Origin of the sequence: Noviherbaspirillum malthae, from assembly GCF_015352985.1 — a bacterium.
In the GTDB taxonomy this organism is placed as follows: domain Bacteria; phylum Pseudomonadota; class Gammaproteobacteria; order Burkholderiales; family Burkholderiaceae_D; genus Noviherbaspirillum; species Noviherbaspirillum malthae.
The window spans coordinates 14,380-39,808 of the sequence record NZ_JACYXF010000047.1 but is presented as its reverse complement, the minus strand read 5'-3'; the positions used below and the strand labels follow the sequence as shown (position 1 = coordinate 39,808).

The following is a 25,429-nucleotide window of genomic DNA, read 5'->3' as shown; positions in this document are numbered from 1 at the left end:
GGGCATTCCGCCATCGCGGCTGCGTGACTATTAAAACCCCAAAAACAGCCTGAAATCAGCGAAAACAGGTCAAAATCGCGACATTTCTATTTGGTTGGCACCACGACATTTGAACTTGGGGCTAACATTGAATGTAGGTCCCAGATAGAGATGTCGCATTGCATTCTTAAGCCAATACGGCATCTCCGGTGGGGTCCAACAAAAGCTGCAGAGAACAGACTTCGTTATCCATCCAGGGCACGAATCCGCCAGTGCGGCGCCTTACTTAGACAAGAACGCCGCCACCGCCGCGAAAGCTCGGTCCGTCAAGGGAATATTTCCGAGATTGCTGGCTACCGGATGTGAAGAAAATTTGGCGATGACGATTTCTGCGGCAGGATCGATGTAGACGCGCTGACCATGGATGCCCCGGGCGTCGAAAACGCCATGGTCGTTATGCGAAACCCACCACATGCTGCGGTAGGAGTATCCCTTGCCGTAGCCGGGAACGTCTGGATAGGCTGCCTTCGCGAAATTCGCCTGGTCTCCGCCTTTGCGGATATCTTCGACCACGGCCTTGGGCACGATCTGCTGGCCGTTATATTTGCCGCCCAGGCGCATCATTTCGCCGAAGCGCGCCATGTCGCGCAGGGTCAGGCTCATGCCGCCGCCGCCGGATTCAACGCCGATCGAATCCACCTGGAAGTAGGCATCGTTTTCCGTTCCAAGCCGGCGCCAGATTTTTTCGGACATCAGCTCGGAAACGGGCTTTCCGGCGACGCGCCGCACCACCCATGCCAGCATTTCGGCATTGGATGTCTTGTAGGCGAAAGCCTCGCCGTGCTGGCCTTCCTTTTTCAGCGTGCCGAGGAAATCGTAGAAATTTTTCGGGCCGTTGTAGGACGCCGGCACGGGCGCCATGCCGCCTGCGCGGGCATAGTCCCATACTTCGGCCTTCTGATCCGCATAATTCTCGGAATAACGCACGCCGACGGTCATGTCCATGAGCTGGCGGACCGTGGCATCGCCATACGCGGATTCCTTCACCTCGGGGACATACTTGCTCACCAGGGCATTCGGATCGAGCTTGCCTTCTTCCACCAGCATGGCCGCCATCAGGCCAATGAACGATTTGGTCACCGAGAATGCTGAATGCTGCAATTGCGGGGCCGCTGCGCCGAAGTACTTTTCATAAACCACGCGCCCCTTGTGCATGACGATCACGCCGTCGGTATAGGTCCGCTGGAGCATGTCGGCCCAGGTGGCCTGAGCCCCTTTGTCGTCCGTGAAAGCCAGGCTATCCAGGTCGACCGCAGCCTGCGGCATGATTGAAGGAGTGCCGTTGCCATGCCAGACGCTGATCGTCGGCCGCAGTTCGCGGATGTGGGAGAACGTCCAGCGGAGTTGCGGGAAGCGGTAGAAAGACCCGTCTTCAAAGCGAATGATCTTGTCCGGTGCCGGCGGCGATCCCTGCATCCAGCCAAGTGCGACGGGATCAGTAGCAGCGGGATTGGGCAACGCCGGCGCCTGGGCGTAAGCACCGGCCGCAAGCGAGACGATGGCAAGAGCTGGCAGGACTTTCTTCATGTCGGTCTCCATGGTCATATTGTGTATGCGTCCATTGCACTACAATGCAACGCATAATTCAAATGCATTATTTTCTGGACTTTGATGCATGATATGCATCGTGACCGTTTGTGGAGTTCGAATGGAAACCAGTCTGCGCCAATTACAGCACCTCGTTGCGCTCGCCGAAGAACTTTCCTTCGCACGTGCTGCAGAGCGCGTACACCTGAGCCAGCCTGCCCTGACCCGCAGCATTCAGGCACTGGAGCGCGACCTTGGGCTGACGCTGCTCGATCGCGTTGCACGGCGCGTTACCTTGACGGCAGCCGGCAAGCAGGTGCTGGAACGTTCGCGGCGCGTCCTGTTCGAAGCACGCTGCCTCAAGCGTGATGTGGACATGATCAAGAGCCACGAACTAGGAGAAGTCCGGTTTGGCGTCGGTCCGCATTCCGCAGCGATCTTCCTGGCCGACGTACTGGTTTCCCTGCGCGAGAACCATCCCCGCCTGCATCTTGTGCCGGAGGTCAACAGCTGGGACGTGCTGCATGAGAAGCTGCAAAAGGAAACGATCGACTTCTACGTTACCGACCTCAAGTCGATTCCCCAGGATGACACGGTCGAGGCAAGGAAGCTTCCCTTGCTGAGCGCCGGATGGTACGTCAGAGGCGGCCATCCGCTGCTGAAGAAGCGCAAGATGTCGATGGAAGACCTACGCCCGTTCTCCTTCGCATTCGTACCGCTGCCGGAGCGCCTTGCGCGCAAGGTGCACAAGGCCCTGGAGTTGCCGCAGGATCTCGATCTCCATCGGCTGGTCGAATGCAACAATTTCTTCGTGCTCAAGGATATGGCTGCGTCAAGCGACGTGGTGCTTTATGCGGCGGACGCTGCGGTGTGCGGTGAAGTTCGCGACGGCAGGCTCGCCAGGCTCATGAACCCGCCCTACCCTGCGCCTGACCTTGACCTGGCTATTGTTTGCCTGAGCCGGCGCACCTTGTCGCCCGACGCTCAGATTGCGATGCGGTCCATTTTTCTCGCCATGGAAAAATTGAAACCGGCTGGCAAATGATGACGGATCAAGGCACAAGCTCCTCAGCCGGCGCTCTCCAGGCCGGCATCGGTTGCAGGCTTTCTGCCGCCGCCGGGAGTCAGGTGCTGTACCGCTGAAACCACAGGCGGCGGCGCGTCGCGGGAAAGCAGTACCGTCGCACGAGGGTCGGCGATGACGACATTGATCTGGCGGAAGCGCTCGAGTATGCGGCGGTTGAGCTCGCGCTGCACGCCCCATCGGCCCTTGTCGGTACAGCGCATCTGGCCTGCCAATGTCACTGACGAGCCGTCAACCGCATCCACGCCCCAAATTTCCAGGTCGCCAATGATATTTGCTGCAAAGTTAGGATCCGATCGCAGGTTTTTGCCGATCTCCCTGAGTTCGTTTGTCACGGCGTCGATATCGGTGCCGTACACCACGCTGACTCGCATGACCGCATTGCCCAGGCCGCGATTGGTGTTGTTCACCGTGGATACCGAGCTGAACGGGACGATATGGAGCGAGCCGTCGCCGGCCCGCAGCCGGACGGTCCGTATCGACAAGTCTTCCACGACGCCGGAAACACCCGCCACCGTGACCCAGTCGCCGACCTGCATGGCATTTTCCATCAGCAGGAAGATCCCGGTAATGAAGTCTTGAACGAGTTTCTGGGACCCGAAGCCAAGGGCCACGCCAACGATACTTGCGCTGGCCAGGAGCGGCGTGGTGTTGATGCCGATCTCGTTGAGGGCCGTAAGGCCCACAATCAGAATGAGGACGATGAACAGGCAGGACCGAAGTATCGGCAAAAGCGTACGCAGCCGCGCCGCCCGTACGGTCTCGCCCTGCTCCTTCCAGATTTTCAGGCGCCGCTCAACGGTGCTGTTGGTGACCTCCCAGACCGCGATGCCGACAATGACGGCAACGGCAATCGTCACGACCGCCGAAAACAGCCTGCGCCCGATCGGCCTTTCCATCAGCCAGCCGGTCACATCGATTCCCCAGGCCTGCAGCAGCGCAACGACGGTGCATATGCTGATGAAAATGACGACCACGCGCTGAACAAGAGGAAAGTATCGGTCGGCTCCGTTGTCGCCTCCGGTCGGCGAATGGCTGGCCGCCTCATTCCCGTGGAACAATCGACCGAGCAGGCCGAGGATGAGGATCGCAAGCACCCTCGCAGCAAGGGTAATACCTACGGTGACGCCGATGAAATGCAGCAGCCGCGGGAATCCGTCCTCCACACCGAGCGCCCAGACGACCCAGGTCCCCATCACCAGAATGGTGGCAAATGTGGCCCAGGTTTCAGCCAGCCACTTGCGCGCGGTCGAGAGCGGACTGTCGGGATGGGGGGACCCGGCGATGAGTGCGGCGACATGCGGGCGCAGGCGGAAGATCAGGACGACCGCCTGCAGATGCACGACCAGGGAGACGAACTTGAGCGTGACGAGACGCCCCTCCCCTGCTCCGCCGAGTCCGTACACGACGCCGGCCAAAGCCACGCCGATTGCGGCCGTCACGATCATTCGGCGCAGGCCCTGGTACAGGGTTTCCGCGATTTCGGCGCGTACCCTCAGTATCGGAATCCCGCATCCTGCTGGCGCCACTACCAGCCGCAGTACGGCCGTTGCCGCTCGCATGCCTACATATGCGCCGACCAGGATATTGACTATCTGGCGCAAGCCTGTATCGCTCCCGCCGAGCCAATGCAGCGCGACCGCAGTAACGAGAAAGAACACGGTGAGCGGCAGCAGATCAAGCAGCAGGACGCCGATCGCAAAGGGCAACTGGCGCAGCAGGCTCCAGAGCTTGGTTGAAGCAAGGCGGGGCGCCGATTCGTGCTTGTCGCGGGAAACCGTTTGTGCCGCCGCAGCACTTTGTTCTGATATTCCTGTCTGCTCCGTATCGCGGCTTTGCGCTTCGAACGACTTCCCCGAGATGGAGGCCGCGGATGATGAGCGGCTTGTGTCGATCGGGATGGACTCGACAAGATCGACACCGTCCCGCTGGCTTCGCACAAGAGCCGTACCTTCCGCCGGCGGCTGCATGCCTGCTTCCTTCTGATCCTGTTTCGTGTCGGTCCCGGCTGTATCGCTGCTCGTCGTTCCTGCGGATTGCCTGATGTCGGCTTGGGCATGATTTCCCGGCGCAGCGCTTGACTCGATGTGCCGGTCCAGCTGCTGGGCATGATTGATGAACGATGCCCGCGGACCGGCAAACAAACGCCGCAGGAGCCACTCCATGGCCAGGCCGACAGCAAATATGGAGGCCAGAATGAGCAATCCCGTGAGCAGCAAGGCCTGATCGGCAGAGTCCGCCAGCCTGGCGCCGATGCCGTCAAGGATGGCGGGCAGTCCCGACAGCACGCGGGCAAGTTGCCGGACCTGTATCTCGAAGCTGTCATTCCAGCGGTCGACCTGGGCCAATATTTGCGCGATCAGCCCGTTCTCTTCCAGCGGAATGGGTCCGGAGTCAACGGGCTTTTCCTCGGCAGCGCCCCCGGGCGGCGCTGCGGCTGCTGGCGCCGCGGCGGCCGCAAGGATGATGGGCCGATCCTCAGAACCAGATGAAACCGCTTGTTCCGGCTGCAAACCATGGCCTGCTTGCGTGTCAAGATCAGCAGCTGCTGCAGTTCCGCCAAGAACGGCCAGCATGGCTGCAAAAACGATGTGAATAAATGCTTTTGGCATTGTCCGATTGGGTGGGAAAAAGAGGGCAATACGGCAGGCAGATTCCAGCCGACCGGCACAGTCCGGAAATCAACACGAACAGCTCGAAGAGCACCGTTCGCGGACTATCGTCGCCGGCGAACATGAAACGACGGCTTCAAGTCGAGCGTCACGGCTGTCATCTCTCAAGACCTCGCAAAGCCGACGGAGCGGACAGTCACGCAACCGCTCTGCAGCATGCCAGGAGAATTGCAGGATCAAACGGGAAATGAATCTTGTACGCGTGACGTTGTGATGCCATGAGGCATACCGTAGCAGATTCGGTGCAGGAAGCTTTGCGCAGATGCAAGAACTGCCGCCTTGGCGCAAATGTTCAGCCTCTTTATTCGCCTTGCGCAATCCTGGCCCGCATGAAAGTTCACGCGCATTCGCAGAAGCGCATTGCGCTCGCGGCGCTGGCGCCTTTTCCGGACAGCAGATACTTGTGCGGCCCAAGCGCGCCGGCTTTACGCGGCGCGAAAGTATTGCTTCCGCAGGCTGCAGACGACACGCTTTGCGCACAACATGAAAGGAGCACCCTCCAAGCAGTCTTGCCGGACCGATCAATGCCGGTCCGGCATACTTCAAATGGATGACTTGGTATTACTTGCTGCCGCCGCCCGTTCCGCCGCCGCTGCTGCCGGTGCTTCCACTGCCGCCGCTCATGCTGCTTGAACTGCCGGAGCTCATGTCCGACGAGCTGCCGCCGGAACCGCTTGTTCTGCTCGATCCGCTCGATCCGCTGGAGCCGGCGGAGCTTTTTCCGGACGAACTGCTTCCGCTATGGGACTTGTGCTTGCTCTTGTCGTCGGTTGACTTGGCCGCTGCGCTGCCAGTCTTGCCGGAAGAACCGCTGGTGCCGGAGTTTGAATCATTGGCGGCCGGCATGCTGCTGTTTGTTCCCGAGCCTGTCGACGGGCCTGAAGGGGAGCTTTGTGCATAGGCAACGCCGGTGCTCAGCGCGCATACAAGTGATGCAATCAAGAGTTTTTTCATCTACGTCCTCCGTTATAGGGCTGGTAAGAAATCTGGCAGTGCTGTCGAGATGCATGGAGCACGCATCAAGCTGCCGTAGGCAGTTAGAAATTTGACACTGCAGAAGTTCAAGCCAATTGAGGATGAATTCGGCGCTTCAGCGAATGCGCTTGCGCCGCAAGCAACTCGCTTGCACCGAAGCGGCAACTGATTTCCGGCAAGGAAAGCTTGCGATCGAAGTGAACAGCCTGCCCGAATTCGGGCAAGCGTTGCAACACGGCGCGCACATTAATTAAGGAAGCCTATGCAGCCAGGCTGTTCCTTAACCCAGCGCTATCCTTGGAGGAAGCATCAGGCTGCAGCAAATCAAGGACGCGTGCCGCTGTTGGGTAACAGGAAGAGTCTGCTGCAATCTTGCGATCAGTCTCATGGGCAATATCGCTGAGCAGCCTTTCGATTTCATCCAGCGTCGGATTCAGTTCCTGCAAGACTTCGGCATCACCGGCTTCCAGATCCAGGAACTCCAGGAGCTCCGGCGTCAATCCGGCCTGATACACGACGGATTGGATCGACAGCATCCGGTCAGTCAGGAATCGCAAGGGTTCATTCTCTTTGCTGCCTTCTATCTCGTCTTTCAACGCCGGCCAGTCTATGAGAAGCCGGTGCAGCCGGGCCAGGGTCGGGCCGTAATCGTAATCGCATGGACCATCGTTTTGTGCATCGACCTGGTCGGGCAAAAGTTCATACAGCGCATTGATGGCTGCGCCGTCCAGACGGCCCTGATTCAGGCGAAAGGTAATGTTGAGCCGTACGGCATTGAATCGCCGCACCACTGCCTCGAATGTTTCGGCAACCGATATGACTCGAGCGAGCTGGCTTATCTTCTCCCCCGAATCGCCGTAGGGATAGCCGCTGCCGTCCAGCCGCTCATGATGCTGAAGCACCGCCTGCATGACTTCGGCGGGAATGCCGTTCATCTGCTGCAGTACGACGTAGCCGGTGATCGGATGCACGTAGATGAAACGCCGGTCCGTGCCGACGATGGCGCGGTCGGGAGCGAGCATGTCCGGGTCGGTGTGCATTTCTCCGAAGTCGTGGCAAAGCGAAGCGAGCAGCAGGTGCTCAAGCTGCGCAGTCGGCAATTTCATCCTCGTTCCGATACTGTGCGCAATGACAGCGACTCTCAGACTGTGTTCATACAATCCGCTGCGATCATTGCGCATCACCGTCAGGCGAAACGCAATCGGCGTCTGAAGTTTTGACTGGCCGAGTATCGACTTGAGACTTTGAGGATCGCCGGAACGCACCAGCAAGGTCGACAGGATGGGATCGGCAGCAATGATGCGATCGATATCGCGTGCAAGGCTGACTTCATTGACGGAGTCGGCCGCGACCAGGACCATGTCCAGCGGCGCTCTCAGCTTGTGGTCCGCCAACCGATGCCAGGTGCTGCGATTGATCTTCGCGCCCTTCGCAATCAGCTTCATGCCGTTGCTTGCGTAAATGTCGTCCTGCGCAATGACTTCGTTCTGTTCGCCGACTTCCGTAATCGAGCGGACATAATGAGGACTCTGGTCCGCTGCAGCAGCCAGGTAGCCGGCGTTGTCACGCATTCGATCAGGTATTGTTAAACCGTTCATAGCCATGGATGCACCGTCAGGCATTCTGACCGCGCGCCTCAAGATGCTGCTGGAATCGGCATGGCGTTCGTAAGGCCTTGTTCTTGTATCTGACAACAGTTAACACAGGATAGGTGCTTTCCTTGTCTGACGAAATCCCATGGATATGGGGGACGTCTTACAATAATTCAAAAAGCAAATTCTAGCCAATTTCAGATATATCTGCCCTCGAGCATCCGAAACGCGAGTTCGCTACCGAATGCTTGGAAAATTTTATTCACAGCCTGTTTTTAATCAGCGCCTCATGCCGCCGTCTTCGAGCAGCGTGCCCGTCAGCCTGTCGGCCAGCAAGTCCACCAGCACCGTCACGCGCGGAGCCAGCGCACCCTGCTTGTAGAACACCGCCCACACGGGCTGCGACCAAGGCAGGGTATCCGTTTCCAGGATGCTGACCAGACGGCCTTCCTTGCGGTCGGCATGCGTCAGGTAGTCCGCGAGGCAGACGATGCCGGCCCCGGCCAGTGCCAGATGACGCAGTGTTTCCCCGCTCGATGCAGCGATGTCCGGCGATATGGAGTACCCCTCCTGGCCGTCATGCCGGAGCGGCCAGATGTTCAGGGAAGCGGGAGCGGTGAAGCCAAGCGTGCGGTGCCTGCCCGCCAGGTCCGCCACGTCGCGCGGAACGCCGTGGCGCTCGGTGTAGCCTGGAGCCGCCAGCAGCCGCAGCCGGCTCGTCCCCAGACGCCGGGCGTTCAGGGTGGAATCGGACAGTTCGCCGATGCGGATTGCGACATCGACGCGTTCTTCGATCAGGTCGATCACGGTTTCACCGCTGACCAGCTCCAATCTGAGTTTGGGGTAACGATCCATGATCTCGCCCGCCAGCGGCGCCACCAGATGGTCGAGCACGGGAGTCGCCGCGTTCAGGCGCACCACCCCGGCCGGCTCGGCCAGATGCCCTGCCAGCTCGTCTTCGGTGTTCTGCAGGTCAGCCAGTATCTGCCGCGCGCGCGCCAGCAGCCATTCGCCCTCCTTGGTCAGATCCAGGCGGCGCGTGGTGCGGGTGATCAGCGTCACGCCGAGCTGCGTTTCCAATCGGGAGATGGTGCGGCTGATGCCCGACGGCGTCTGCCCCAAACGTTCCGCCGCGGCCGAAAACGATCCGGCATCGATCACGGCGACAAATCCCATCAAGGCTTCCACACTCAGCATTTTTGCTCTCCAGTCAAAAGTGTATTGTAGTCAACAGGATTTTTGTTTGTCGCCAGGTCATGCACACTGCGAGGCAATCTTACTCACCAAGGAGAATCTCATGCCTCTTGCTCTCTGGGCGCTGACCTTGAGCGCCTTTGCCATCGGCACAACGGAATTCGTCATCGTCGGTCTCATTCCCACCATCGCTGAAAGCCTGCAGGTGTCGGTGCCTTCCGCCGGCCTGCTGGTCAGCCTGTACGCGCTCGGCGTTGCCATCGGCGCACCGGTACTGACCGCGCTCACCAATCGCGTACCCCGCAAGGCGCTGCTGCTGGGATTGATGGCCCTGTTCACCGTCGGCAACCTGATCGCCTGGCTTTCGCCGGGTTATACCGCGCTGATGGGCGCGCGCATCCTGACCGGCCTTGCGCACGGCGTGTTCTTTTCCATCGGCTCCACGATCGCTACCGGACTGGTGTCGAAAGAAAAGGCCGCCAGCGCGATTGCGCTGATGTTCTCCGGCCTGACGGTTGCACTGGTGACCGGCGTTCCGCTCGGCACCTTCATCGGACAGACGCTTGGCTGGCAGACGACCTTCCTCGCCGTCTCCATGCTGGGCGTGATGGCCTTCATCGGCAGCCTCGTGCTGGTGCCCGATACGATAGCCACGCCTGCGGCCACTTCCCTGCTCGGCCAGATGGCGGTCCTGAAGAAACCCCGCCTGCTGCTGGTGTATGCAATGACGGCGCTCGGCTATGGCGGCTCCTTCATCGCCTTTACCTATCTTGCACCCATGCTGCAGGAAGTCACGGGATTCTCCGCCTCCAGCGTCAGCCTGATCATGCTGGTCTATGGCGTGTCGGTTGCCGCAGGCAATATCTGGGGCGGCAGGCTGGCCGACCGCAAGGGACCGGTGCGCGCGCTGCAGATCGTCTTCGCCTTGCTGGCCGCGGTGCTCTTCGTCTTTTCCTTCACCGCGTCGCATCCATGGCTTGCAGTGGCCACGGTACTTGCATGGGGAGCGGTTGCCTTCGGCAATGTGCCCGGACTGCAGGTCTACGTCGTGCAGCAGGCCGAGCACCATGCACCCCATGCAATTGATGTGGCTTCCGGATTGAACATTGCTGCCTTCAATCTGGGTATTGCAGGCGGCGCATGGGCCGGCGGCCTGATCGTCGAACATCTCGGCCTGCTGGCAACGCCATGGCTGGGCGCCATCGTGGTCCTCGGATCCCTCGGTCTCACCACGCTCGCCGGGCGGCTCGATCGCAGGAGCGGCATAGTGCTGACGCGCACGCATGCCGCCGCGGCAGGCATGCACTGATTGCAGCCGCATTCACCCATCACGACTTTACATCGCAACATGAAAGGACATCACATGCATATCCCGCCACTCGGTCTCGGAACCTTCCGCCTGCAGGGACAGCAGGTCATTGAATCCGTCAGCAACGGACTTGCCGCCGGCTACCGGCATATCGATACCGCGCAAATCTACGGCAACGAAGCCGACATCGGCACCGCCATCGCGGAATGCGGCATTGCGCGCAGCGAGCTTTTCGTCACCACCAAGATCTGGACGGACAACATGGCAGCCGGCAAACTCATCGGCAGTCTGGAAGAGAGTCTGCAAAAGCTTGGGCTGGAGCAGGTCGACCTGACCCTGCTCCACTGGCCTTCGCCGGGAAACGCCGTACCTGTTGCAGAATCGATGAACGCCCTGATGGAAGCGCGTGAACGGGGGCTGACGAGGCTGATCGGCATCTCCAATTTCACCGTCGCGCAGATGCGTGAGGCAGCCGCTGCGGTCGGCGCAGCCAGCATCGCCACCAACCAGGTCGAGATTCATCCATTTCTGCAGAACCGCAAGCTCGTTGATGCCGCGCGCGAGATGGGCATTCACCTCACCGCCTACATGCCGCTTGCCTACGGCAAGGTCATGCAGGATCCTGTCATGCTTGACATCGCGGCCCGCCACGGCGCAACACCGGCGCAGGTGGCGCTGGCCTGGTTGCTGCAGCAGGGCCACGCAGTGATCCCGTCATCGACCAAGTCAGCCAATCTGCAAGCCAACCTGAAAGCCCTGGATTTGCGCCTGACCGAGAATGACATCGCACGCATTCGCACGCTCGACAGCAATGCGCGTATTGCCAATCCGGATTTTGCGCCTGACTGGGATGCCTGAATCGGAGTTTGCGGGCGGCTGCGGGAGGGTCGTCACTGCGGGCAGCAGCGCGGGCGACGAACTGCCGGCACTGCTGCCCTTCTGACCGGCGCAGATTACTGCCTGGTGTATGCCACGCGATAAATCACGCCATTGCTGTCGTCCGCAACCAGCAGCGAGCCGTCGGCATGCTGCGCGATGCCGGTAATCCTGCCGAAATGCGCCTGGTTGTTATTAGTCAGCCATGTGCCGACAAAGTCTTCGAAGCGAACGGGACGTCCCTGATTGTCGTAACGGACGCGAACAACCTTGTAGCCGGCGGGCTCGGCCCGGTTCCATGATCCGCGCATCGTGACGAAAGCATCGTTGCGGTACTCCGCCGGAAATTGATCGCCGGTATAGAAGACCAGTCCCAGCGGCGAGGCATGCGCGGTGTACAGCTTGACCGGGGCGGCGGTCTTCTGCGCATATTCGGCGAAGCTCATTCCCGGCGGCGGCTCCTCGGCAACATTGAACTTGCCCGATTCGAAGATGTAAGGCCATCCATAGTCGGCGCCTTCCTTGAGCAGGTTCAATTCTTCCTTCTGCTGTTCGTCGCCGAGCCAGTCAATGCCATGGTCGAATCCGTACATCTCCCTGGTCGACGGATGCCAGTCGAAACCGATGGTATTGCGCAGTCCCTTGGCAAAGATGCTGCGGCCCGAGCCGTCGGTATTGACCTGCACGATTGTTGCGCTTTCCGGATTCGGCTCGTCGCAGGCATTGCAGGTGCTGCCGATCGACAGATAAAGCTTCTTGTCCGGGCCAAAGCGCAGCGTCCGGTTGGGATGCTGCCCGGCATCCGGCAGATCGTCGTACAACGTCTTCAGCTCGCCCAGCGTGCCGTCGCTGCGTATGTCGGCGACGTACAATTCGCGGATGGCCGCGATGTACAACTTGCCGTCCATGATGGCCAAGCCGTGCACATCCGGGGCGCGGGCCACCTCGATGGCTTCGCCGCCCTTGCCCGTGCCTTGCACGTAGCGCAGCAGGCTCACCGTTCCCTTGTCGCGGTCGGACACATACACATCGCCGTTGGGCGCCACGGCAAGCATGCGCGGCTTGCCCAGGTTTTCCGCATACTTCGTGACGGCAAAGCCGCCCGGCGCACGCAGGCCGGCAACACGCGCATCGGTCGCCTCCACTTTCACGGGACGGAATACATTGCCTTCATAACTTGCCTTCGCAGGCTCGCCTGGTGTTTGGGCATAGGCCTGCGCGCAGGCGGCGACTGCGGCAGCGGCGAGAAGCCGGGTAGACGTTTTCATGGCATGGGAGGGGAAAAAGAAAGGCGGTTAGAACATGCGTCTCCAAGATAGTGACTTCGCCCATGCCGGAAACATGAATTTGTTTTGAGGCAGAACAAACCGGTGCGCGGGGCAGGCTTGTTCCTTGCCGTTGCGTCAGCTCGCGACGCCATGGCGCGAGGAGTGCACTCTTCTCAGCCTACTGTACCGGGCACTTCCGGCGGCGACTCGTCGGGAACGATTTCCGGACCTTGGGGAGATGAGGGCGCGACAGGATCGAGAGGCGGAGTAATTTCCGGCTCCGACTGAGTCGACGGCGCAATCTCCGGCGCGGGATTCGGCACGACCGGTATTTCCTGAGGCGAGTGCGGCGGGTTCTGAACAGGTTCTTGCTGCATCATGAAAGATCCTTCCTGCAGGTTGGCGCGACGATTGAGGGAAAGCCTTCAGGGAGAAACGGGATCATCCGGATCGGCATCCGGCGCAATGCCCTTCTCCGCGGCTTCGCGGCTGATGCGCTGCGGCTGCGCCGGATTCTTGTCGTCTGCCTTTTTCGCGTTTTCGGCCGCACCGGCATCGACGGACGTATCGTCGGCATTCGTTGCCGGATCGGGTGGAAGGACTTGCGGTTTCTCCGGGCGCTGCGGACTGGCGGGATTTGTCTGCATGGTCGTATCCTTTGCTTGATGTCCGGCTGCGCTGCAATGTCGTCAGGACAAGGCAGCCGCCGAACCGGTTCTCTTTCCTTGCTCCATGACAGATTCGTACATGGAGTTGCATGAGAGTTCCGCATTCAGGAATGCATCAAGCGCCCGCAGGCCCGCAGGCCCGCAGACGAGCCTCCCAAGGCGGCCGCCTTTTCCACCATCGCCCGGGAAGCTGTTACGACGGCCGATTGCCGCCAGCACGAGGCAGCAGCTCCACCTTGATCCATCCCGGCTGGCGCGTGTCAAATGCCTTGTAGGCGTCGATGACCGAAGTGATCGGCTCCTGCTGCGTCAGAACGCTTGCCGGATCGAAGCTGCCGGTCCGCACCAGTTCGATCACGGGGAAGGTGCCGCGGATGAAATGCAGATCGGTTCCGCAGATCGCGCTTGCGGTAAGCCGGACGATCGCATCGGTCGGCTGTTCGATCTTCGGTTCCGGTACATCTTCAAGACGGATATCACCCACATCATGGAATACGACTGCCTTCACGCAAGACTCCTTTTAATCGTGCTTCATTCATGCTCACTCAATGTGCGGCGCCGCTCCGGGCGCCGCCTGCATGTGTGCCGCTGGACAGTGCGTTCGGCTGGCTTGCCATCTGGCGGCAGTTCTGCGCACAGGCACGGCAAGCTTGTGCGCACTCGTCCATCTGGCCGATGTCCTCGCAGCTTTCCGCACAGGCAACGCACACCACCGCGCAGGCAGCGCATACATGCGCATGCAAAGGGGATGCGCTCATCATGAATTCAGCACTGGTTCTGCATATTTCCGAACAATTGATCATCAGCCGGAAATGCGCCGGTTCCACATGCCTGCCGCCGCTTTCCAGGCCATGATTCATGGCGGTTTCCCTGCAAGTGCGGTAGCAGTGCAGGCAGGCATCGATGCACTGCTGCATGCCGGGAGAGATGGAATGAGCATGCATGGTGTCCTCCATGGGAGCAAAGGCCTGGTCGGCACAAGACTGATATGACAACGGCAATACCCCGCCCGGTTCCTGCTTCGGGCAATTCATTTCATAGGGCGATGCAGATGCCGGGTTGACTGGCCAATGGGGAACAAACTCTTGCTGCGTTTCTCTCAGCAGTTGAGTTCGAACGAATGCCGAAGCGCACCGTTCTCCATCATTCATCCTGTCAAACCATCGAAAAGGAGTCTGCCATGCCAAGAGGTGACAAATCAGCGTATACCGACAAGCAGAAGCGTCAGGCCGAACATATCGCCGACGGCTACAAGAAACGCGGCGTCCCGGCGGAAGAGGCCAAGCGCCGTGCGTGGGCCACGGAAAACAAGGTTTCCGGCGGCGGGAAGAAGTCGGGTTCGGGACGCAAGACCACGCATCATTGAAGACGGGCCGGGGCGGGCGCAACGGTCAGGCCTTTGTTTTGCCGCTCATCGTGCAGCGCCTCGGAACCCTTGCAGCCACTCATAGCCGCTGACCAGTGCAATGCCGGCGAGCACCAGCAATGCGCCCGCGAGAAATCCGGGTTCGATGGCTTCGTTCAGCAGCCAGGCGCCGAGCACCACACCGAAGATCGGTGTCATGAACGACAGCACGCCCAGCCGTGAAGCAAGGTAATGGCGCAGCAGCCAGAACCAGACGAGAAAGCTTGCGAAAGACACGATCAGGGTTTGAAATATCAGGCCGCCCCAAGCCGAAGGCGTCGGATTGATGGTCAGCTCACCGCTCGTCGCGGCCGCGAAAAGCAGCAGCACAAACGCGCCGAGAAGCTGATAGAGCAGCGTCTCGGTTGCGGGTGCGCGCGACAGGCTGGAACAGCGGATCACAACGTTCGTCGCGCCCATCGATATTCCCGCAGCCAGCGCCAGCAAATCTCCTTGCATCGTCTCGCTGACATGCGAGAGCGAACCGCCCGGGGTAAATCCGCCGCGTCCGAGGAAGGCCATGACGATGCCTGCGAAAGCCACGGCGATGCCGATCCACTGCAAGGGAGCAAGACGCTCCGCGGGCATTTTCCAGTGCAGGCCGAGTGCGGCGAATACCGGAGCCGTGTAGAGGAAGACCGCGGTATGTGCGGCACTCGTATGGCGCAGTGCGGCACCGACGAAGAGGTACTCCAGCGCGAACAGTATTCCCACGATCAGTCCGGGTCGCCACATGCCCTGCGCAAAAGAAATCCTTTCCTTCCTCGCGATCATCACGACGCCGACGAGCACTGCGGCAATACCGGAGCGAATCGATATCTGCAGTGAAGGACTGATGTCGGCGGCGGTCGCCTTGAGTGCCACCTGCTGCATGCCCCAGACGATGCACAGCACCACCATGATTCCGACCGCCTGCCCGTCCAATGCCTTCCTTGCATCCATGCCCGCTCCCTCGATTCCAGTGATAGGAAGGGATTATGCATGTGGCGGCAAATAACGATATAGTGAGAACCCGACAAATCATCCCTTGATCCGGCCAATCTTGTAAATTTCTTCCAGGCTTCAATGAAGACCCGCGCAAAGCATCTGTATCAGCCTCCTTTCAACGACGGCCTTCCCGCACCGATCTATTTCCGGTCTGCGAGCATTCCTGCCGAGGCGATCAATCCTCAGCATCATCATTTATGGGGGGAGCTGGTGTACTCCTTCAGCGGAGTCATGGAAGTGAAACTTGCGGACCGCCACTACCTGGCGCCGCCGCAATATGCCGTCTGGCTACCGCCCTTCGTGGAGCACATGGGAGTCAACAAGGTCGAGACCACCTTCTGTTCGGTGTACATCGCGCAAGAGCTGTGTGCGGCGCTTCCGCAAAGCACATGCGCGCTGACCGTCAGCCCGCTGCTGCGTGCGGTGCTCGAACACCTGCGCGATCATCCGCCGGGAGAGCGAAGGTCCGAGGCCGAGGACAGGCTGCTGCGCGTGGTGCTGGATCAGCTGGCCAACGCTGCCTGCGTCGGAAGCTACCTCCCGACGTCGGATGACCCGGTACTTGGACCGGTATTGCGTGTATTGGAAGGCAATCCGGGCGATACCCGATCCCTGCCTGAACTCGCACGCCACGCCAACTCTACGGAGCGAACGCTGACCCGCCGCTTCCAGCGCGAACTGGGCATGTCGTTCGCCGAGTGGAGGCAGCGACTGCGTGTCGTCAAGGCAATGCCGCTGCTGGAGGGCGGACAGACGGTGGAGAGGGTCGCATTCGATCTCGGCTACAGCAGCGCGTCGGCGTTCATCACCATGTTCCGCCGCATGCTGGGAGTGACGCCGGACGAATTCCGCAAGGGAGCGCAGCGGGCTTCCCCGAACGAAAAGCCCGCTTCTGAATGACGTCCAGCCCAAAGTGCCCAAGCTTGAGGGCGCAAGCGCAAACTGCGGTTCGCTGACTCGATACTGTCTTGAGCGTGGATGCCTGCAATGTTGCAGACGGATAACGCCCGATGCGATTCGAGTTTCAGCTCGGATCGCCCGGCTTGGGTGAACCGGTGCAGGACGCCGCGTCCTCGCTGAACAGGGAACGCGTATCGACCGCGCTGGCAGAACCGGCAAGAGCCGCGAAAGCAATCATGGCGAAGAGAATGCGCTTCATACAACCTCCAGATTTCAGGTACCCGCAGACGGTTTTTCAGTATAGGCACGGAGGCCTGGCATGCAAGCCGCAACTTGCGCGCCACGGCATTGCTGATTTTTTTGCCCATTCCGCAAACGCCAACGATAATGGAATGAATCTTCAGCATGCCTACCCTTTGACCCTCGTTGCGCGGAGGACCTGTCCATGCCGTACAGTACTGAAGCCATTCGCAATATCGCCCTTGTCGGCCACAGCGGATGCGGAAAGACGATGCTGGTTGAGGCGCTGCTGCAAGCTGCCGGCATGGCGGGAAGCAATAACGGAAACGGCGGCAACGGCAACCAGGAGCGAGCCAGCCTGATTTCCGGCCAGGATCCGCTGGAGCGCAAATACCGGCATACGCTCTATGCCACGCCGGCCTATATCGACCACCGCGACACGCGCATTCATCTGCTCGATACGCCGGGCTATCCGGACTTCATCGGACAGGCGATCAGCGTTCTTCCAGCGGCGGATACGGCGGCAGTCGTCATTGATGCGCAAAGTGGCATTGAAATGATGACGTCGCGCATGATGGAACTGGCCCGCACGCGAGGAATGTGCAGGCTGATCATCGTCAACAAGATCGATGCGCCCGGCGTCGATCTGCCTGCGCTGGTGCTGCGCATACAGGAAATGTTCGGCAAGGAATGCCTGCCCATCAACCTGCCGTCCGCCGGCGGCCATGAGGTGGCCGACTGCTTCTTCCAGCCGCAGGGCGACGCTGATTTCTCCACGGTGGCTGCGGCGCACCGGGCGCTGATGGACCAGGTGGTCGAAGTCGACGCCGCGTTCATGGAAACCTATCTCGACCAGGGCGACATCGATCCCGAAATCCTGCATGCGCCGTTCGAACAGGCGTTGCGCGAGGGGCACTTGATTCCCGTCTGCTTCGTTTCCGCGCAGACCGGCGCGGGAGTCGCGCAGCTGCTTGAAGTTTTCTCGCGGCTGATGCCGAACCCCACCGAAGGCAACCCGCCCGTTTTCTATCAAGGCAACCCCGAGGACCCACACGCCAGAAAGCAGATTCGCGCGGTGCCGGACCCGACGCAGCATGTGCTGGCCCATGTCTTCAAGATCGCGGTGGATCCCTACGTCGGCAAGCTGGCCATGTTCCGGGTTCACCAGGGAACCGTGCGCCGCGACGGCACGCTCTACATAGGCGATCAGCGAAAGCCCTTTCGCGTGGCGCATCTCTACAAGGTGCAAGGCAGGGAGCAAATCGAAGTACAGCAGGCGGTGCCTGGCGACATCTGCGCGGTCGCCCGCATCGACGAGATTTTCTACGATGCCATCCTGCACGATGCCGCTGAGGATGCGCACATTCACCTGGAACCGATTCCCCTGCCCCAGCCGATCTACGGCCTGTCGATAGAACCGCGCAAGCGCGGCGACGAGCAGCGCCTGTGGGATCTGCTGCAAAAACTTTGCTCGGAAGATCCCTGCCTGCGCGTCGACCGCATGATGAGCACCGGCGAGACGGTGATGTCCGGCTTGGGCGAATTGCATCTGCGCAGCGTGCTGGACCGCATGACCGAGGTGTACAAGACCGATGTCATCACCCATCCGCCGAAGATTGCCTACCGGGAAACCATCGCCGCCGGCGGCGAAGGGCATTTCCGGCACAAGAAGCAGAGCGGCGGCGCCGGCCAGTTCGGCGAAGTGTTTTTGAAGGTCGAGCCCCTGCCGCGCGGCACGGGTTTCGAATTCGTCGATGCAGTCAAGGGCGGCGTCATCCCGCGCCAATTCTTGCCCGCGGTCGAGAAAGGCGTGCTGCAGGCCATGGAGAGCGGGCCGGTGGCCGGATTTCCGATGCAGGATGTTCGCGTCACCGTGCACGACGGCAAGAGCCACCCGGTCGATTCCAAGGAGATCGCCTTCATCGTGGCGGGCCGCAAGGCGTTTCGGGATGCGGTGCTGAAGGCCAGGCCCGTGCTGCTGGAGCCTGTGGTCAATATCGAGGTGTCGGCGCCGGAGGACAGCATGGGCGATGTCACCGCCGATCTTTCCGTGCGCCGGGGCCAGATCAGCGGCATGCGCAGGGGCCATGGCGACAGCTCGCTGGTCAGCGGCCTGATACCGCTGTCGGAACTGAACGGTTACCAGTCGCGCCTGCATTCGGCCACCGCCGGCAGGGGCAGCTATACCGTCAGCTTCAGCCACTACGATGCAGTGCCGCCGGCCATGCAGCAGCGCATGGCCGGCCAGTACAAGGCGGTGGCGGACGAAGCATGACGCATGGCCCGCCTGCATTGCAGGCCCATCTTCCGAGCAAGCCTGGCGGGATTACTCGATCGTCACGCCGGCCTGCTTCACGATGTCCCTCATGCTGCGGTAGTCGTTCTGCAGCAGTGAGGAAAACTTTTCCGGCGTCATGGCCTGCGGCTCCGCGCCCTGGGCGTGAATGGCCTTTTTCATCTCCGGCGTCTCCAGCAGGCGGTTGACCTCCTTGTTGAGACGCACGACGACATCCTTCGGTGCGCCGGCAGGCATGAATACGCCGTACCATGTGCTGACATCGAAGCCCTTGTAACCGGACTCGGCCACGGTCGGCACGTCAGGCAGCGAGGTGCTGCGCGCGGAGGAAGTCACGGCGAGCGCCCGCAGCTTGCCGGAGCGGATCTGGCTCAATGCCGAAGGCACCGAAGACAAGGCCAGGTCCAGCGTGCCGCCCATCACGTCCGTCATCGCCGCGCTCGAACCCTTGTACGGCACGTGCACCAGCTTGATGCCAGCGGCATTGTTGAGCGCTTCGCCGGCCAGATGGATGGTGGTGCCGTTTCCGGGAGAGCCGTAGGGGATGGTCCCGGGCGCGCTGCGCGCGGCATTGACGACGTCGGCGAGCGTCTTGAACTTGGAGTTGGCCGAGGTGACGATCACCACCGGCGTGTAGGCAACGTGCGCCACGGCCGTCAGATCCTTCGTCGGATCATAGGACAAGCTCTTGTAGAGCCAGGGAGCGACGGCCATGTTGTCCTTCTGCCCCATGACCATGGTGTAACCGTTGGGCGCGGACTTGGCGGCTTCGGCGATGCCGATCGTGCCGCCGGCGCCCGGCCGGTTTTCCGCGACGATGGTCCATTTATTGGACTCGGCGAGCTTGATCGACACCAGACGCGACAGGATGTCGGTACCGCCGCCCGGCGGGAACGGGATGACCATTCTGATCGGAGCGTTCGGCCAGCCCTGGGTTTGCTGCGCTTGCTGGGCCTGCTGCGCATGGGCGGCAAAGGCGCCGCAAGACAGCACGGCGGCCGCGAGCAATGCCTTGAGCCGCTGAGGTTTGCGGCTGGCGTCGGCGGACGGTATGGGTACGTGAATGGAAGGCATGGTAAATCGGGAAGAAGTCAGGCGTTGCATGTTGCGGACTTGAAAGGCCTGCATGGACGCAGGCGGGTTGGTCAATCCGACATTATAGGGGGGCATTCGGTTCTAGGCTTGCGAGCCTGCCGCGGTCACGCGGGCGGCAATGCGCAATTCCCCGCCGAAGGCCGCCACTACCCGGTCACCGGGCTTGACCGCGTGTATGCCGGTGGTGGCGCCGGTGGAAACCCATTCCCCTGCGTTGAGCGTGCGTCCGCGCTTTTTCAGGACTGCCACCAGAAAGGACACCGCGGCAAGCGGTCCGCCGGGCACCTTCAGGGCGCCGCCGCTGCCGACGCTGGCCCCATTCACGAAGCTTTCCGACAGCGCCGCGGAGGGATCGGACAGCAGGCTCAAGGGCAGGTTTGGTCCGATCACCAGGCCGGCGTTGTTGCCGAAATCGGAGACGACGGCGCCCGGGCCGAGAGCGCTCAGGCTGGACAAGGGGCTGCCGGCCAGTTCGATGGCCGCATGCACGCCGTCGATATAGGGCAGCAGGTCCGATGGTTGCCGTATGACGGCGTCGAGCGGAATCGTCCTTGCAATGCGTACCGCAAACTCGGCTTCCACCGCCGCATAGCCGCCTTCGATCACCGGAATGTCCAGCTCCTCCTGGCCGGCCTGCCAGACTGCTTTACCGAACACCGGGCCGACGACACGTTCGGCGGGATAGGTTTCCCGCCAGACCGGCTGGACCATGGCGACTTTCCAGCCGGCCACCTTGTCAGGCCATGCCTCCATGCTCATGTCCTGGATCGCATAAGCGCTGTCCAGGTCCGCGGGGACGGTCCCGCCCGGATAAGCTTGCAACGCCCTGCCCTCCAGCCGTGCCTGCCTGAAAGTCGCTGAAATGTCCTGTGGTGTCATGCTGGGCTCCGTGTTGAATTAGATGTGATGAGCTTGCTTTTCATGCGAATGCCTTGCGGCACCGTAACCGGCAAGTGTAGCGGCCACGGCGCATTCCTGCAGGCCGCCCTTCATGTTGCGGAAAGCGGGCACAATGCGCGTATGCCGATTCAAATGCAAAGGAAGGCCATATGAACACCAAGCTTCTCGTCATCGACCCTCAGAACGATTTCTGCGACATTCCCGGTGCGGCGCTGCCGGTTTCCGGCGCCGACGCCGACATGAAGCGCCTCGCCGCCTTCATCGGCAGTTACGGCCACCGGCTTTCCGGCATTACCGTCACGCTCGACTCGCATGCCAGCGTCGCCGTCGAACGCACCACCTTCTGGAAAAAGGGGGATGGCGGCGACGTCCCGGCTTTTACCGAGGTCAGCGCCGAAGATGTCCGGGAGCGCAGGTATCTCCCCCGCAATGAGGGCCTGACCGATCAGGTCATCGGCATGCTCGACCGGCTGGAAGCCGGCAACCGCTACAAGCTGATGGTGTGGCCGGTACATTGCGTGACCGGTACCTGGGGCCACAACATTCACACCGACGTGGCAAATAGCCTCGCCCGCTGGGAATTCCGGCAGCAGGCATCGGTACGCAAGGTACTCAAGGGGGAATACCTGCTTTCGGAGCATTACGGCGTCTTCGAAGCCGAGGTGCCGTTCGAGGATGAGGAAAGCACACAGTTCAATCACAGGCTGGCCGCCTCCCTGATTCGCGACACCGACCTGCTCCTGGTGGCCGGCGAAGCATCGAGCCATTGCGTCAGCGCCAGCGTGGAGCAGCTGCTGCGTTTCGTCGGCAGGCAGCAGGAACAGACACCGCGCATCGTGCTCCTGAGCGATTGCATGAGCCCGGTGGCCGGCTTCGAAGCTGGCGAGCGCGCATTTTTCGAACATGCCGAGGCGCATGGCGTGCAGCGCATGCCGGTGGAAGCAGTCATCCCGCTGCTTCGATAATCCGCTCAGAACGGAATCAGGCGCGTGGCGTCCAAGCTTTGAAAACTCACCGAAAACTGCGGCGCTGCAGTTCAGCATCTTTCGGAGACATCATGCGTTACCCGTTCATTCGCCAGTTCCTGCACTCCGCAATATGCGGTGCGATGCTGCTCTCAAGTCCAATCCTGTTCGCCGGCGAGACGAAGGTCAGCTTCATGGAGCCGGAGAACTTCACCGATGCCCGTCTGAACCGGCCTTCCGGCGGCGCCGACCGCCTCGTCCTGAGCACGATGCAGCGTCATCTGCAGCAGCTTGGCGAACGCTGCCTGCCGGCCGGGGAAACGCTCGCCATCCGCATCCTCGACATCGATCTGGCCGGCCAGGTCGAATGGTGGCGCGGCCCGTCCGGGCAGACGCGCGTCATGCGCGAAGTCACCTGGCCGCGCATCAAGCTCTCCTACGCGCTGCAGGACGGAACGCAGTCCGGCAAAGAAACGCAGCAGGAAATCAGCGACATCAACTATCTGCAGGAAAGTCCTTATGTTCGCGCCGAAAGCACGCCGCTGCCCTATGAACGCGCCATGTTGACCCGGTGGTTCAAGCAAAAGTTCTGCAGGAAGTGACGTCGCCGCGTCAAAAAATACTGAATGCCTATACAGTTCCCTCGTTGAGTGGGTAAAATCCATCCCGGCTGCTCCTGACCCTGCAACCTGGCGCTGCGGGACGGGAACGCTTGACATTATTGGCAAGACATGCGCGTGCGGCTAAGGCTTAGCGCAGATCGGCATGATCGGACGGCCCTATGGCGTCCAATCTTTTGGGAAGATCGATGAAGCGAAGGAAGACTTTTCAGCATCCTGATCAGCTGGAGCTGGGTTTGTTGTTTCAAGCTGGAGAGGAGGCTGGATCTTCCTTGCCGGCCGCCGATGATCAAGGCGTAGCCGAGGCGGCATCGGTCACGGAGCCGCAACCGAAAGAGCAACAGCCGGAAAGGCGGCCCAGGCGGCGCATCGCGCGCAAGGGGCATACGGAAAACGAACCGGAATTCGCGCAATTGCATGAAACCGGCTGGCAAGCCGGCGAAACGCCGTCACTGCTGGACTACGCGCAAACGGCCGCCGAACCGGAGTCCCAATCCCTGGCCGCGCTTGAACCTGAACCCGCCGCGCCGGAACCAGAAGTTATCGAATCCGCCGAACCAGGCATACAGGAGCCCAGGCTCTGGTCCGACGACGCATGGACTGTGCGCGTGATCCGGGATGAAAACGGCCACGGCTGGGCAGCCGAAATACAGCGAAGCGGCGACACCGAGCCGGCACTGGTCTGCCCGTGGGAGACCGATCGCGACAAGAATCCCAAGCCGCTCGACGGCGCCGCCTTCGATGCCCTCGTCAAGGCTGCGGCGGACATGCGCCGCAGGCAGGAACTTCAGTTGCGGGCGATGCTGCACAAGAGCGTGACGGTGCAGACCCGGTCGGCCGTCATCACGGTGACGCTCGATATCGTTCCTGATGAAGACGACTCCCATGCATTGCTTGCCGCCGTCGATGAATCGGGGACGCAGCTTGCGGAAGTGCGCGTCGCTCCCGGCTTCAAGTTGAGCCAGCGCACCGCGTCGGCATGGGTCGACAGCGGTTATCGAAAAGTCGAGCGTTTAAATTAGGAATTATTGATCAAACCCCGTTGAATTATTGGATGATTTGTCCAACACTGGCACGCAGGTGAACTTATACCAATCCCAAGTCATACCATGCAACGACTTGGGATTGGTATTACGTTTTCATTCCAGGAGAGTGCCATGAACAACGTCAAGCCTCAGCTTTCGGAGAAGGACATCCTTCTGTTGAATACCGCCTCGGACCTTGCGAAAGCTCAACTCAAGCGCGCGGTGTCGATCGTCGGCGAAGTAACGGGACGCGAAGACAATGAAGTCGACACTTCCCTGGTAAGCGCCATGGTGCAGGTACTCGCGTCGAACTATGCGGCGCTGATGACGGACCGCTCCGCCCGGGACTGATTCCGGCATCGCCGCTATAGCCAGCCTGCCTTTCTGAATCGGCGGTGCAGTACAACGCATCCGCACACGATAATGCCCATTACGGCGGGATAACCCCATCTCCATTCCAGCTCGGGCATGTATTTGAAGTTCATGCCATAGAGGCTGAACAGCATGGTCGGCACTGCCAGAATCGCCCCCCAGCCTGCCAGCCGCTTCACTACTTCATTCTGGCGGATGGTTACCTGCGCGAGCGCGACCTGCATCGCGGCATTGATCATTTCCTGCATGCGGTCGCTGGTTTGAGTAATGCGCGCAACGTGATCGAGCACATCCCGAAAGTAGACGCGTATTTCCTTTGGAATGATCTCGCCGTGAAAGCGAAGCAGCCGCGTGCACATGTCGATCAGAGGCGACGCCGCCGACTGCAGCATCAGCAGCTTGTTCTTGAGTTGATAGAAATCGGGCAGGCTGTCCCTTTGAGAGCCGGGCGTGAACAGATTTTCTTCATGGCCGCGGAACTGCTCCTGCAGCAGGTCCAGCGCAGGCTGGTACTGGTCGACGACGAAATCGACGATCGCATACAGCACAAAGCCCGGCCCCTTGGCGAGGCGATCGGGCATGTTCTCGCAGTGTTCGCGCACGGCGGTGTAGCCTATCGAAGGACCATGGCGCACGGTCAGCACGAAGCGCGGTCCGATGAAGATATGCGTCTCGCCGAGTTCGATCGCATCCGGCGCCGGGTGCACGGTATGCAGAACCATGAAGAGCGTGTCTCCGTACTCTTCGAGCTTGGGACGCTGGTGCGCATTCCTGGCATCTTCGATGGCGAGTTCATGCAGCTTGAACTCTTCCTTCATCTTCAGCAGGAGCGTGTCGTCCGGTTCCAGCAAGCCGACCCAGACAAAGGTATCGTCCTCGAGCAGGACATCGCTGATGTCTTCGATGCCGATATCGCCCAGCTTGTAACCGTTACGGTATGCGGTACAGTTAATGATCGGGTTTTGCATGTTGATTATTATTCTGGCGTTCGCAAATCAAAACCTATACCAATCCCAAGGCATAACATGACAGATGAGATCAATGGATTTTTTCGACTGGCAAGGCGCGGGAGGAGTCCATAGCGGGGCTATGGATGACGAGCGCAACGCCGGCAGGCGGAAAAAGACGCGATCTCATGGCATGTTATGACTTGGGATTGGTATGAGAGGCGCAGGAAGCCCGAGGAGACAAGCGCGCCGCTACCTGATTGTATGCCATCCGGTTTTGTCGCTGCATGGCGGTGCGAGACAACCGAGAACCTTGTTGATCGGTGTCATCGCCGGCATTGGCAGGCGCAGGCCACGGACGCCGTGCGTGCTCAAAACGAGGCCGGGTGAAACGGGCTCATCTTCCAGTCTGTTGAATGACAGGGGAACAGATGAAGAACAAACGAAGGGCGCCAGAAGACGTATGTGCCGCG

25 protein-coding genes and 1 pseudogene are annotated in these 25,429 nt (G+C 60.6%); 12 read left to right on the top strand and 14 right to left on the bottom strand.

The window, feature by feature from the left end:
• Positions 1–261: 261 nt before the first annotated feature.
• Complete coding sequence (locus IGW03_RS28075; protein WP_228536143.1) at positions 262–1,566, bottom strand: serine hydrolase domain-containing protein; 1,305 nt, start codon at positions 1,564–1,566, stop codon at positions 262–264.
• Positions 1,567–1,687: 121 nt separating this feature from the next.
• Between IGW03_RS28075 and IGW03_RS28070 the strand changes: the two genes are divergently transcribed.
• A complete protein-coding gene (locus IGW03_RS28070) occupies positions 1,688–2,611 on the top strand; it encodes a LysR family transcriptional regulator (RefSeq protein WP_194725824.1) in 924 nt (307 codons plus the stop codon).
• Between the two features lie 23 nt (positions 2,612–2,634).
• On the opposite strand, the gene IGW03_RS28065 is transcribed toward IGW03_RS28070, so the two are convergent.
• A complete protein-coding gene (locus IGW03_RS28065) occupies positions 2,635–5,163 on the bottom strand; it encodes a mechanosensitive ion channel family protein (protein ID WP_228536142.1) in 2,529 nt (842 codons plus the stop codon).
• A gap of 709 nt (positions 5,164–5,872) precedes the next feature.
• Here IGW03_RS28065 and IGW03_RS28060 point away from each other — a divergent pair.
• Together IGW03_RS28060 and IGW03_RS28055 are read left to right on the top strand one after the other, a co-directional pair.
• Positions 5,873–6,223: a hypothetical protein gene (locus IGW03_RS28060; RefSeq protein ID WP_194725823.1), complete on the top strand. Its 351-nt coding sequence runs from the start codon at positions 5,873–5,875 to the stop codon at positions 6,221–6,223.
• Positions 6,224–6,398: 175 nt separating this feature from the next.
• Positions 6,399–6,551 carry a hypothetical protein gene (locus IGW03_RS28055; protein WP_194725822.1) on the top strand — a complete coding sequence of 51 codons (153 nt, stop codon included), beginning with the start codon at positions 6,399–6,401 and terminating at the stop codon, positions 6,549–6,551.
• Between the two features lie 6 nt (positions 6,552–6,557).
• Here the strand turns inward: IGW03_RS28055 and IGW03_RS28050 are convergent, their stop codons facing one another.
• Positions 6,558–7,868, bottom strand: coding sequence for an HD-GYP domain-containing protein (locus IGW03_RS28050; protein WP_194725821.1), 1,311 nt, complete (start codon positions 7,866–7,868; stop codon positions 6,558–6,560).
• A 300-nt stretch (positions 7,869–8,168) separates the two neighbouring features.
• Positions 8,169–9,086, bottom strand: a complete 918-nt coding sequence (locus IGW03_RS28045) for a LysR substrate-binding domain-containing protein (protein ID WP_194725820.1) — start codon at positions 9,084–9,086, stop codon at positions 8,169–8,171.
• A 100-nt stretch (positions 9,087–9,186) separates the two neighbouring features.
• On the opposite strand from IGW03_RS28045, the gene IGW03_RS28040 reads away from it, so the two are divergent.
• Both IGW03_RS28040 and dkgB read left to right on the top strand, forming a co-directional pair.
• On the top strand, positions 9,187–10,392 hold the full coding sequence (locus IGW03_RS28040; protein WP_194725819.1) for an MFS transporter: 1,206 nt from the start codon (positions 9,187–9,189) through the stop codon (positions 10,390–10,392).
• Between the two features lie 54 nt (positions 10,393–10,446).
• Positions 10,447–11,250, top strand: a complete 804-nt coding sequence (gene dkgB / locus IGW03_RS28035) for a 2,5-didehydrogluconate reductase DkgB (RefSeq protein WP_194725818.1) — start codon at positions 10,447–10,449, stop codon at positions 11,248–11,250.
• 95 nt (positions 11,251–11,345) lie between these two features.
• On the opposite strand, the gene IGW03_RS28030 is transcribed toward dkgB, so the two are convergent.
• From IGW03_RS28030 to IGW03_RS28010, 5 genes and pseudogenes are all read right to left on the bottom strand, one after another.
• Positions 11,346–12,536, bottom strand: a complete 1,191-nt coding sequence (locus tag IGW03_RS28030) for a PQQ-dependent sugar dehydrogenase (RefSeq protein ID WP_194725817.1) — start codon at positions 12,534–12,536, stop codon at positions 11,346–11,348.
• A 173-nt stretch (positions 12,537–12,709) separates the two neighbouring features.
• A complete protein-coding gene (locus tag IGW03_RS28025; protein WP_194725816.1) occupies positions 12,710–12,916 on the bottom strand; it encodes a hypothetical protein in 207 nt (68 codons plus the stop codon).
• A 45-nt stretch (positions 12,917–12,961) separates the two neighbouring features.
• Positions 12,962–13,183: a hypothetical protein gene (locus IGW03_RS28020; RefSeq protein ID WP_194725815.1), complete on the bottom strand. Its 222-nt coding sequence runs from the start codon at positions 13,181–13,183 to the stop codon at positions 12,962–12,964.
• 331 nt (positions 13,184–13,514) lie between these two features.
• Positions 13,515–13,712: pseudogene (locus tag IGW03_RS28015) on the bottom strand (hypothetical protein); the annotation flags it as partial.
• 37 nt (positions 13,713–13,749) lie between these two features.
• Entirely contained in the window at positions 13,750–14,148 is a 399-nt protein-coding gene (locus IGW03_RS28010) for a four-helix bundle copper-binding protein (RefSeq protein WP_194725814.1), read from the bottom strand.
• 236 nt (positions 14,149–14,384) lie between these two features.
• On the opposite strand from IGW03_RS28010, the gene IGW03_RS28005 reads away from it, so the two are divergent.
• Positions 14,385–14,570 (top strand): hypothetical protein, encoded by a 186-nt coding sequence (locus IGW03_RS28005; protein ID WP_194725813.1) that lies wholly within the window; start codon positions 14,385–14,387, stop codon positions 14,568–14,570.
• 45 nt (positions 14,571–14,615) lie between these two features.
• Here the strand turns inward: IGW03_RS28005 and IGW03_RS28000 are convergent, their stop codons facing one another.
• Complete coding sequence (locus IGW03_RS28000; protein WP_194725812.1) at positions 14,616–15,551, bottom strand: DMT family transporter; 936 nt, start codon at positions 15,549–15,551, stop codon at positions 14,616–14,618.
• Between the two features lie 123 nt (positions 15,552–15,674).
• Between IGW03_RS28000 and IGW03_RS27995 the strand changes: the two genes are divergently transcribed.
• Positions 15,675–16,496: an AraC family transcriptional regulator gene (locus IGW03_RS27995; protein WP_194725811.1), complete on the top strand. Its 822-nt coding sequence runs from the start codon at positions 15,675–15,677 to the stop codon at positions 16,494–16,496.
• Positions 16,497–16,620: 124 nt separating this feature from the next.
• Here the strand turns inward: IGW03_RS27995 and IGW03_RS38720 are convergent, their stop codons facing one another.
• A complete protein-coding gene (locus IGW03_RS38720; protein ID WP_267253635.1) occupies positions 16,621–16,755 on the bottom strand; it encodes a hypothetical protein in 135 nt (44 codons plus the stop codon).
• Positions 16,756–16,941: 186 nt separating this feature from the next.
• Here IGW03_RS38720 and fusA point away from each other — a divergent pair, with 186 nt between their 5' ends.
• Positions 16,942–19,011: an elongation factor G gene (gene fusA, locus IGW03_RS27990; RefSeq protein ID WP_194725810.1), complete on the top strand. Its 2,070-nt coding sequence runs from the start codon at positions 16,942–16,944 to the stop codon at positions 19,009–19,011.
• Positions 19,012–19,062: 51 nt separating this feature from the next.
• On the opposite strand, the gene IGW03_RS27985 is transcribed toward fusA, so the two are convergent.
• Both IGW03_RS27985 and IGW03_RS27980 read right to left on the bottom strand, forming a co-directional pair.
• A complete protein-coding gene (locus tag IGW03_RS27985; protein WP_228536141.1) occupies positions 19,063–20,106 on the bottom strand; it encodes a Bug family tripartite tricarboxylate transporter substrate binding protein in 1,044 nt (347 codons plus the stop codon).
• A 102-nt stretch (positions 20,107–20,208) separates the two neighbouring features.
• Positions 20,209–21,006: a 2-keto-4-pentenoate hydratase gene (locus tag IGW03_RS27980; protein ID WP_194725808.1), complete on the bottom strand. Its 798-nt coding sequence runs from the start codon at positions 21,004–21,006 to the stop codon at positions 20,209–20,211.
• 170 nt (positions 21,007–21,176) lie between these two features.
• Between IGW03_RS27980 and IGW03_RS27975 the strand changes: the two genes are divergently transcribed.
• The 4 genes from IGW03_RS27975 to IGW03_RS27960 all read left to right on the top strand — a co-directional run bounded on the left by IGW03_RS27975 (position 21,177) and on the right by IGW03_RS27960 (position 23,988).
• Positions 21,177–21,992 (top strand): cysteine hydrolase family protein, encoded by an 816-nt coding sequence (locus tag IGW03_RS27975; protein WP_194725807.1) that lies wholly within the window; start codon positions 21,177–21,179, stop codon positions 21,990–21,992.
• 92 nt (positions 21,993–22,084) lie between these two features.
• Positions 22,085–22,594: a DUF3016 domain-containing protein gene (locus IGW03_RS27970; RefSeq protein WP_194725806.1), complete on the top strand. Its 510-nt coding sequence runs from the start codon at positions 22,085–22,087 to the stop codon at positions 22,592–22,594.
• A gap of 290 nt (positions 22,595–22,884) precedes the next feature.
• Positions 22,885–23,634: a hypothetical protein gene (locus IGW03_RS27965; RefSeq protein ID WP_323745036.1), complete on the top strand. Its 750-nt coding sequence runs from the start codon at positions 22,885–22,887 to the stop codon at positions 23,632–23,634.
• A gap of 135 nt (positions 23,635–23,769) precedes the next feature.
• A complete protein-coding gene (locus IGW03_RS27960) occupies positions 23,770–23,988 on the top strand; it encodes a hypothetical protein (protein ID WP_194725805.1) in 219 nt (72 codons plus the stop codon).
• A 14-nt stretch (positions 23,989–24,002) separates the two neighbouring features.
• On the opposite strand, the gene corA is transcribed toward IGW03_RS27960, so the two are convergent.
• On the bottom strand, positions 24,003–24,977 hold the full coding sequence (gene corA, locus IGW03_RS27955; RefSeq protein WP_194725804.1) for a magnesium/cobalt transporter CorA: 975 nt from the start codon (positions 24,975–24,977) through the stop codon (positions 24,003–24,005).
• Between the last annotated feature and the right edge of the window lie 452 nt (positions 24,978–25,429).

Excerpts from the sequence above, each read along its gene's own strand:
- IGW03_RS38720 (WP_267253635.1), bottom strand. The coding sequence starts at position 16,755 with ATGAAGCGCATTCTCTTCGCCATGATTGCTTTCGCGGCTCTTGCCGGT.
- IGW03_RS28000 (WP_194725812.1), bottom strand. The coding sequence starts at position 15,551 with ATGGATGCAAGGAAGGCATTGGACGGGCAGGCGGTCGGAATCATGGTG.
- IGW03_RS28025 (WP_194725816.1), bottom strand. The coding sequence starts at position 12,916 with ATGATGCAGCAAGAACCTGTTCAGAACCCGCCGCACTCGCCTCAGGAA.
- IGW03_RS28070 (WP_194725824.1), top strand. The coding sequence starts at position 1,688 with ATGGAAACCAGTCTGCGCCAATTACAGCACCTCGTTGCGCTCGCCGAA.
- IGW03_RS28040 (WP_194725819.1), top strand. The coding sequence starts at position 9,187 with ATGCCTCTTGCTCTCTGGGCGCTGACCTTGAGCGCCTTTGCCATCGGC.
- corA (WP_194725804.1), bottom strand. The coding sequence starts at position 24,977 with ATGCAAAACCCGATCATTAACTGTACCGCATACCGTAACGGTTACAAG.
- IGW03_RS27985 (WP_228536141.1), bottom strand. The coding sequence starts at position 20,106 with ATGCCTTCCATTCACGTACCCATACCGTCCGCCGACGCCAGCCGCAAA.
- IGW03_RS28050 (WP_194725821.1), bottom strand. The coding sequence starts at position 7,868 with ATGCGTGACAACGCCGGCTACCTGGCTGCTGCAGCGGACCAGAGTCCT.
- IGW03_RS28055 (WP_194725822.1), top strand. The coding sequence starts at position 6,399 with ATGAATTCGGCGCTTCAGCGAATGCGCTTGCGCCGCAAGCAACTCGCT.
- IGW03_RS28045 (WP_194725820.1), bottom strand. The coding sequence starts at position 9,086 with ATGCTGAGTGTGGAAGCCTTGATGGGATTTGTCGCCGTGATCGATGCC.
- IGW03_RS28060 (WP_194725823.1), top strand. The coding sequence starts at position 5,873 with ATGACTTGGTATTACTTGCTGCCGCCGCCCGTTCCGCCGCCGCTGCTG.
- IGW03_RS27980 (WP_194725808.1), bottom strand. The coding sequence starts at position 21,006 with ATGACACCACAGGACATTTCAGCGACTTTCAGGCAGGCACGGCTGGAG.
- IGW03_RS28075 (WP_228536143.1), bottom strand. The coding sequence starts at position 1,566 with ATGAAGAAAGTCCTGCCAGCTCTTGCCATCGTCTCGCTTGCGGCCGGT.
- IGW03_RS28020 (WP_194725815.1), bottom strand. The coding sequence starts at position 13,183 with ATGCAGACAAATCCCGCCAGTCCGCAGCGCCCGGAGAAACCGCAAGTC.
- IGW03_RS27960 (WP_194725805.1), top strand. The coding sequence starts at position 23,770 with ATGAACAACGTCAAGCCTCAGCTTTCGGAGAAGGACATCCTTCTGTTG.
- IGW03_RS28005 (WP_194725813.1), top strand. The coding sequence starts at position 14,385 with ATGCCAAGAGGTGACAAATCAGCGTATACCGACAAGCAGAAGCGTCAG.
- IGW03_RS28010 (WP_194725814.1), bottom strand. The coding sequence starts at position 14,148 with ATGCATGCTCATTCCATCTCTCCCGGCATGCAGCAGTGCATCGATGCC.
- IGW03_RS27970 (WP_194725806.1), top strand. The coding sequence starts at position 22,085 with ATGCGTTACCCGTTCATTCGCCAGTTCCTGCACTCCGCAATATGCGGT.
- IGW03_RS27995 (WP_194725811.1), top strand. The coding sequence starts at position 15,675 with ATGAAGACCCGCGCAAAGCATCTGTATCAGCCTCCTTTCAACGACGGC.
- fusA (WP_194725810.1), top strand. The coding sequence starts at position 16,942 with ATGCCGTACAGTACTGAAGCCATTCGCAATATCGCCCTTGTCGGCCAC.
- dkgB (WP_194725818.1), top strand. The coding sequence starts at position 10,447 with ATGCATATCCCGCCACTCGGTCTCGGAACCTTCCGCCTGCAGGGACAG.
- IGW03_RS28030 (WP_194725817.1), bottom strand. The coding sequence starts at position 12,536 with ATGAAAACGTCTACCCGGCTTCTCGCCGCTGCCGCAGTCGCCGCCTGC.
- IGW03_RS27975 (WP_194725807.1), top strand. The coding sequence starts at position 21,177 with ATGAACACCAAGCTTCTCGTCATCGACCCTCAGAACGATTTCTGCGAC.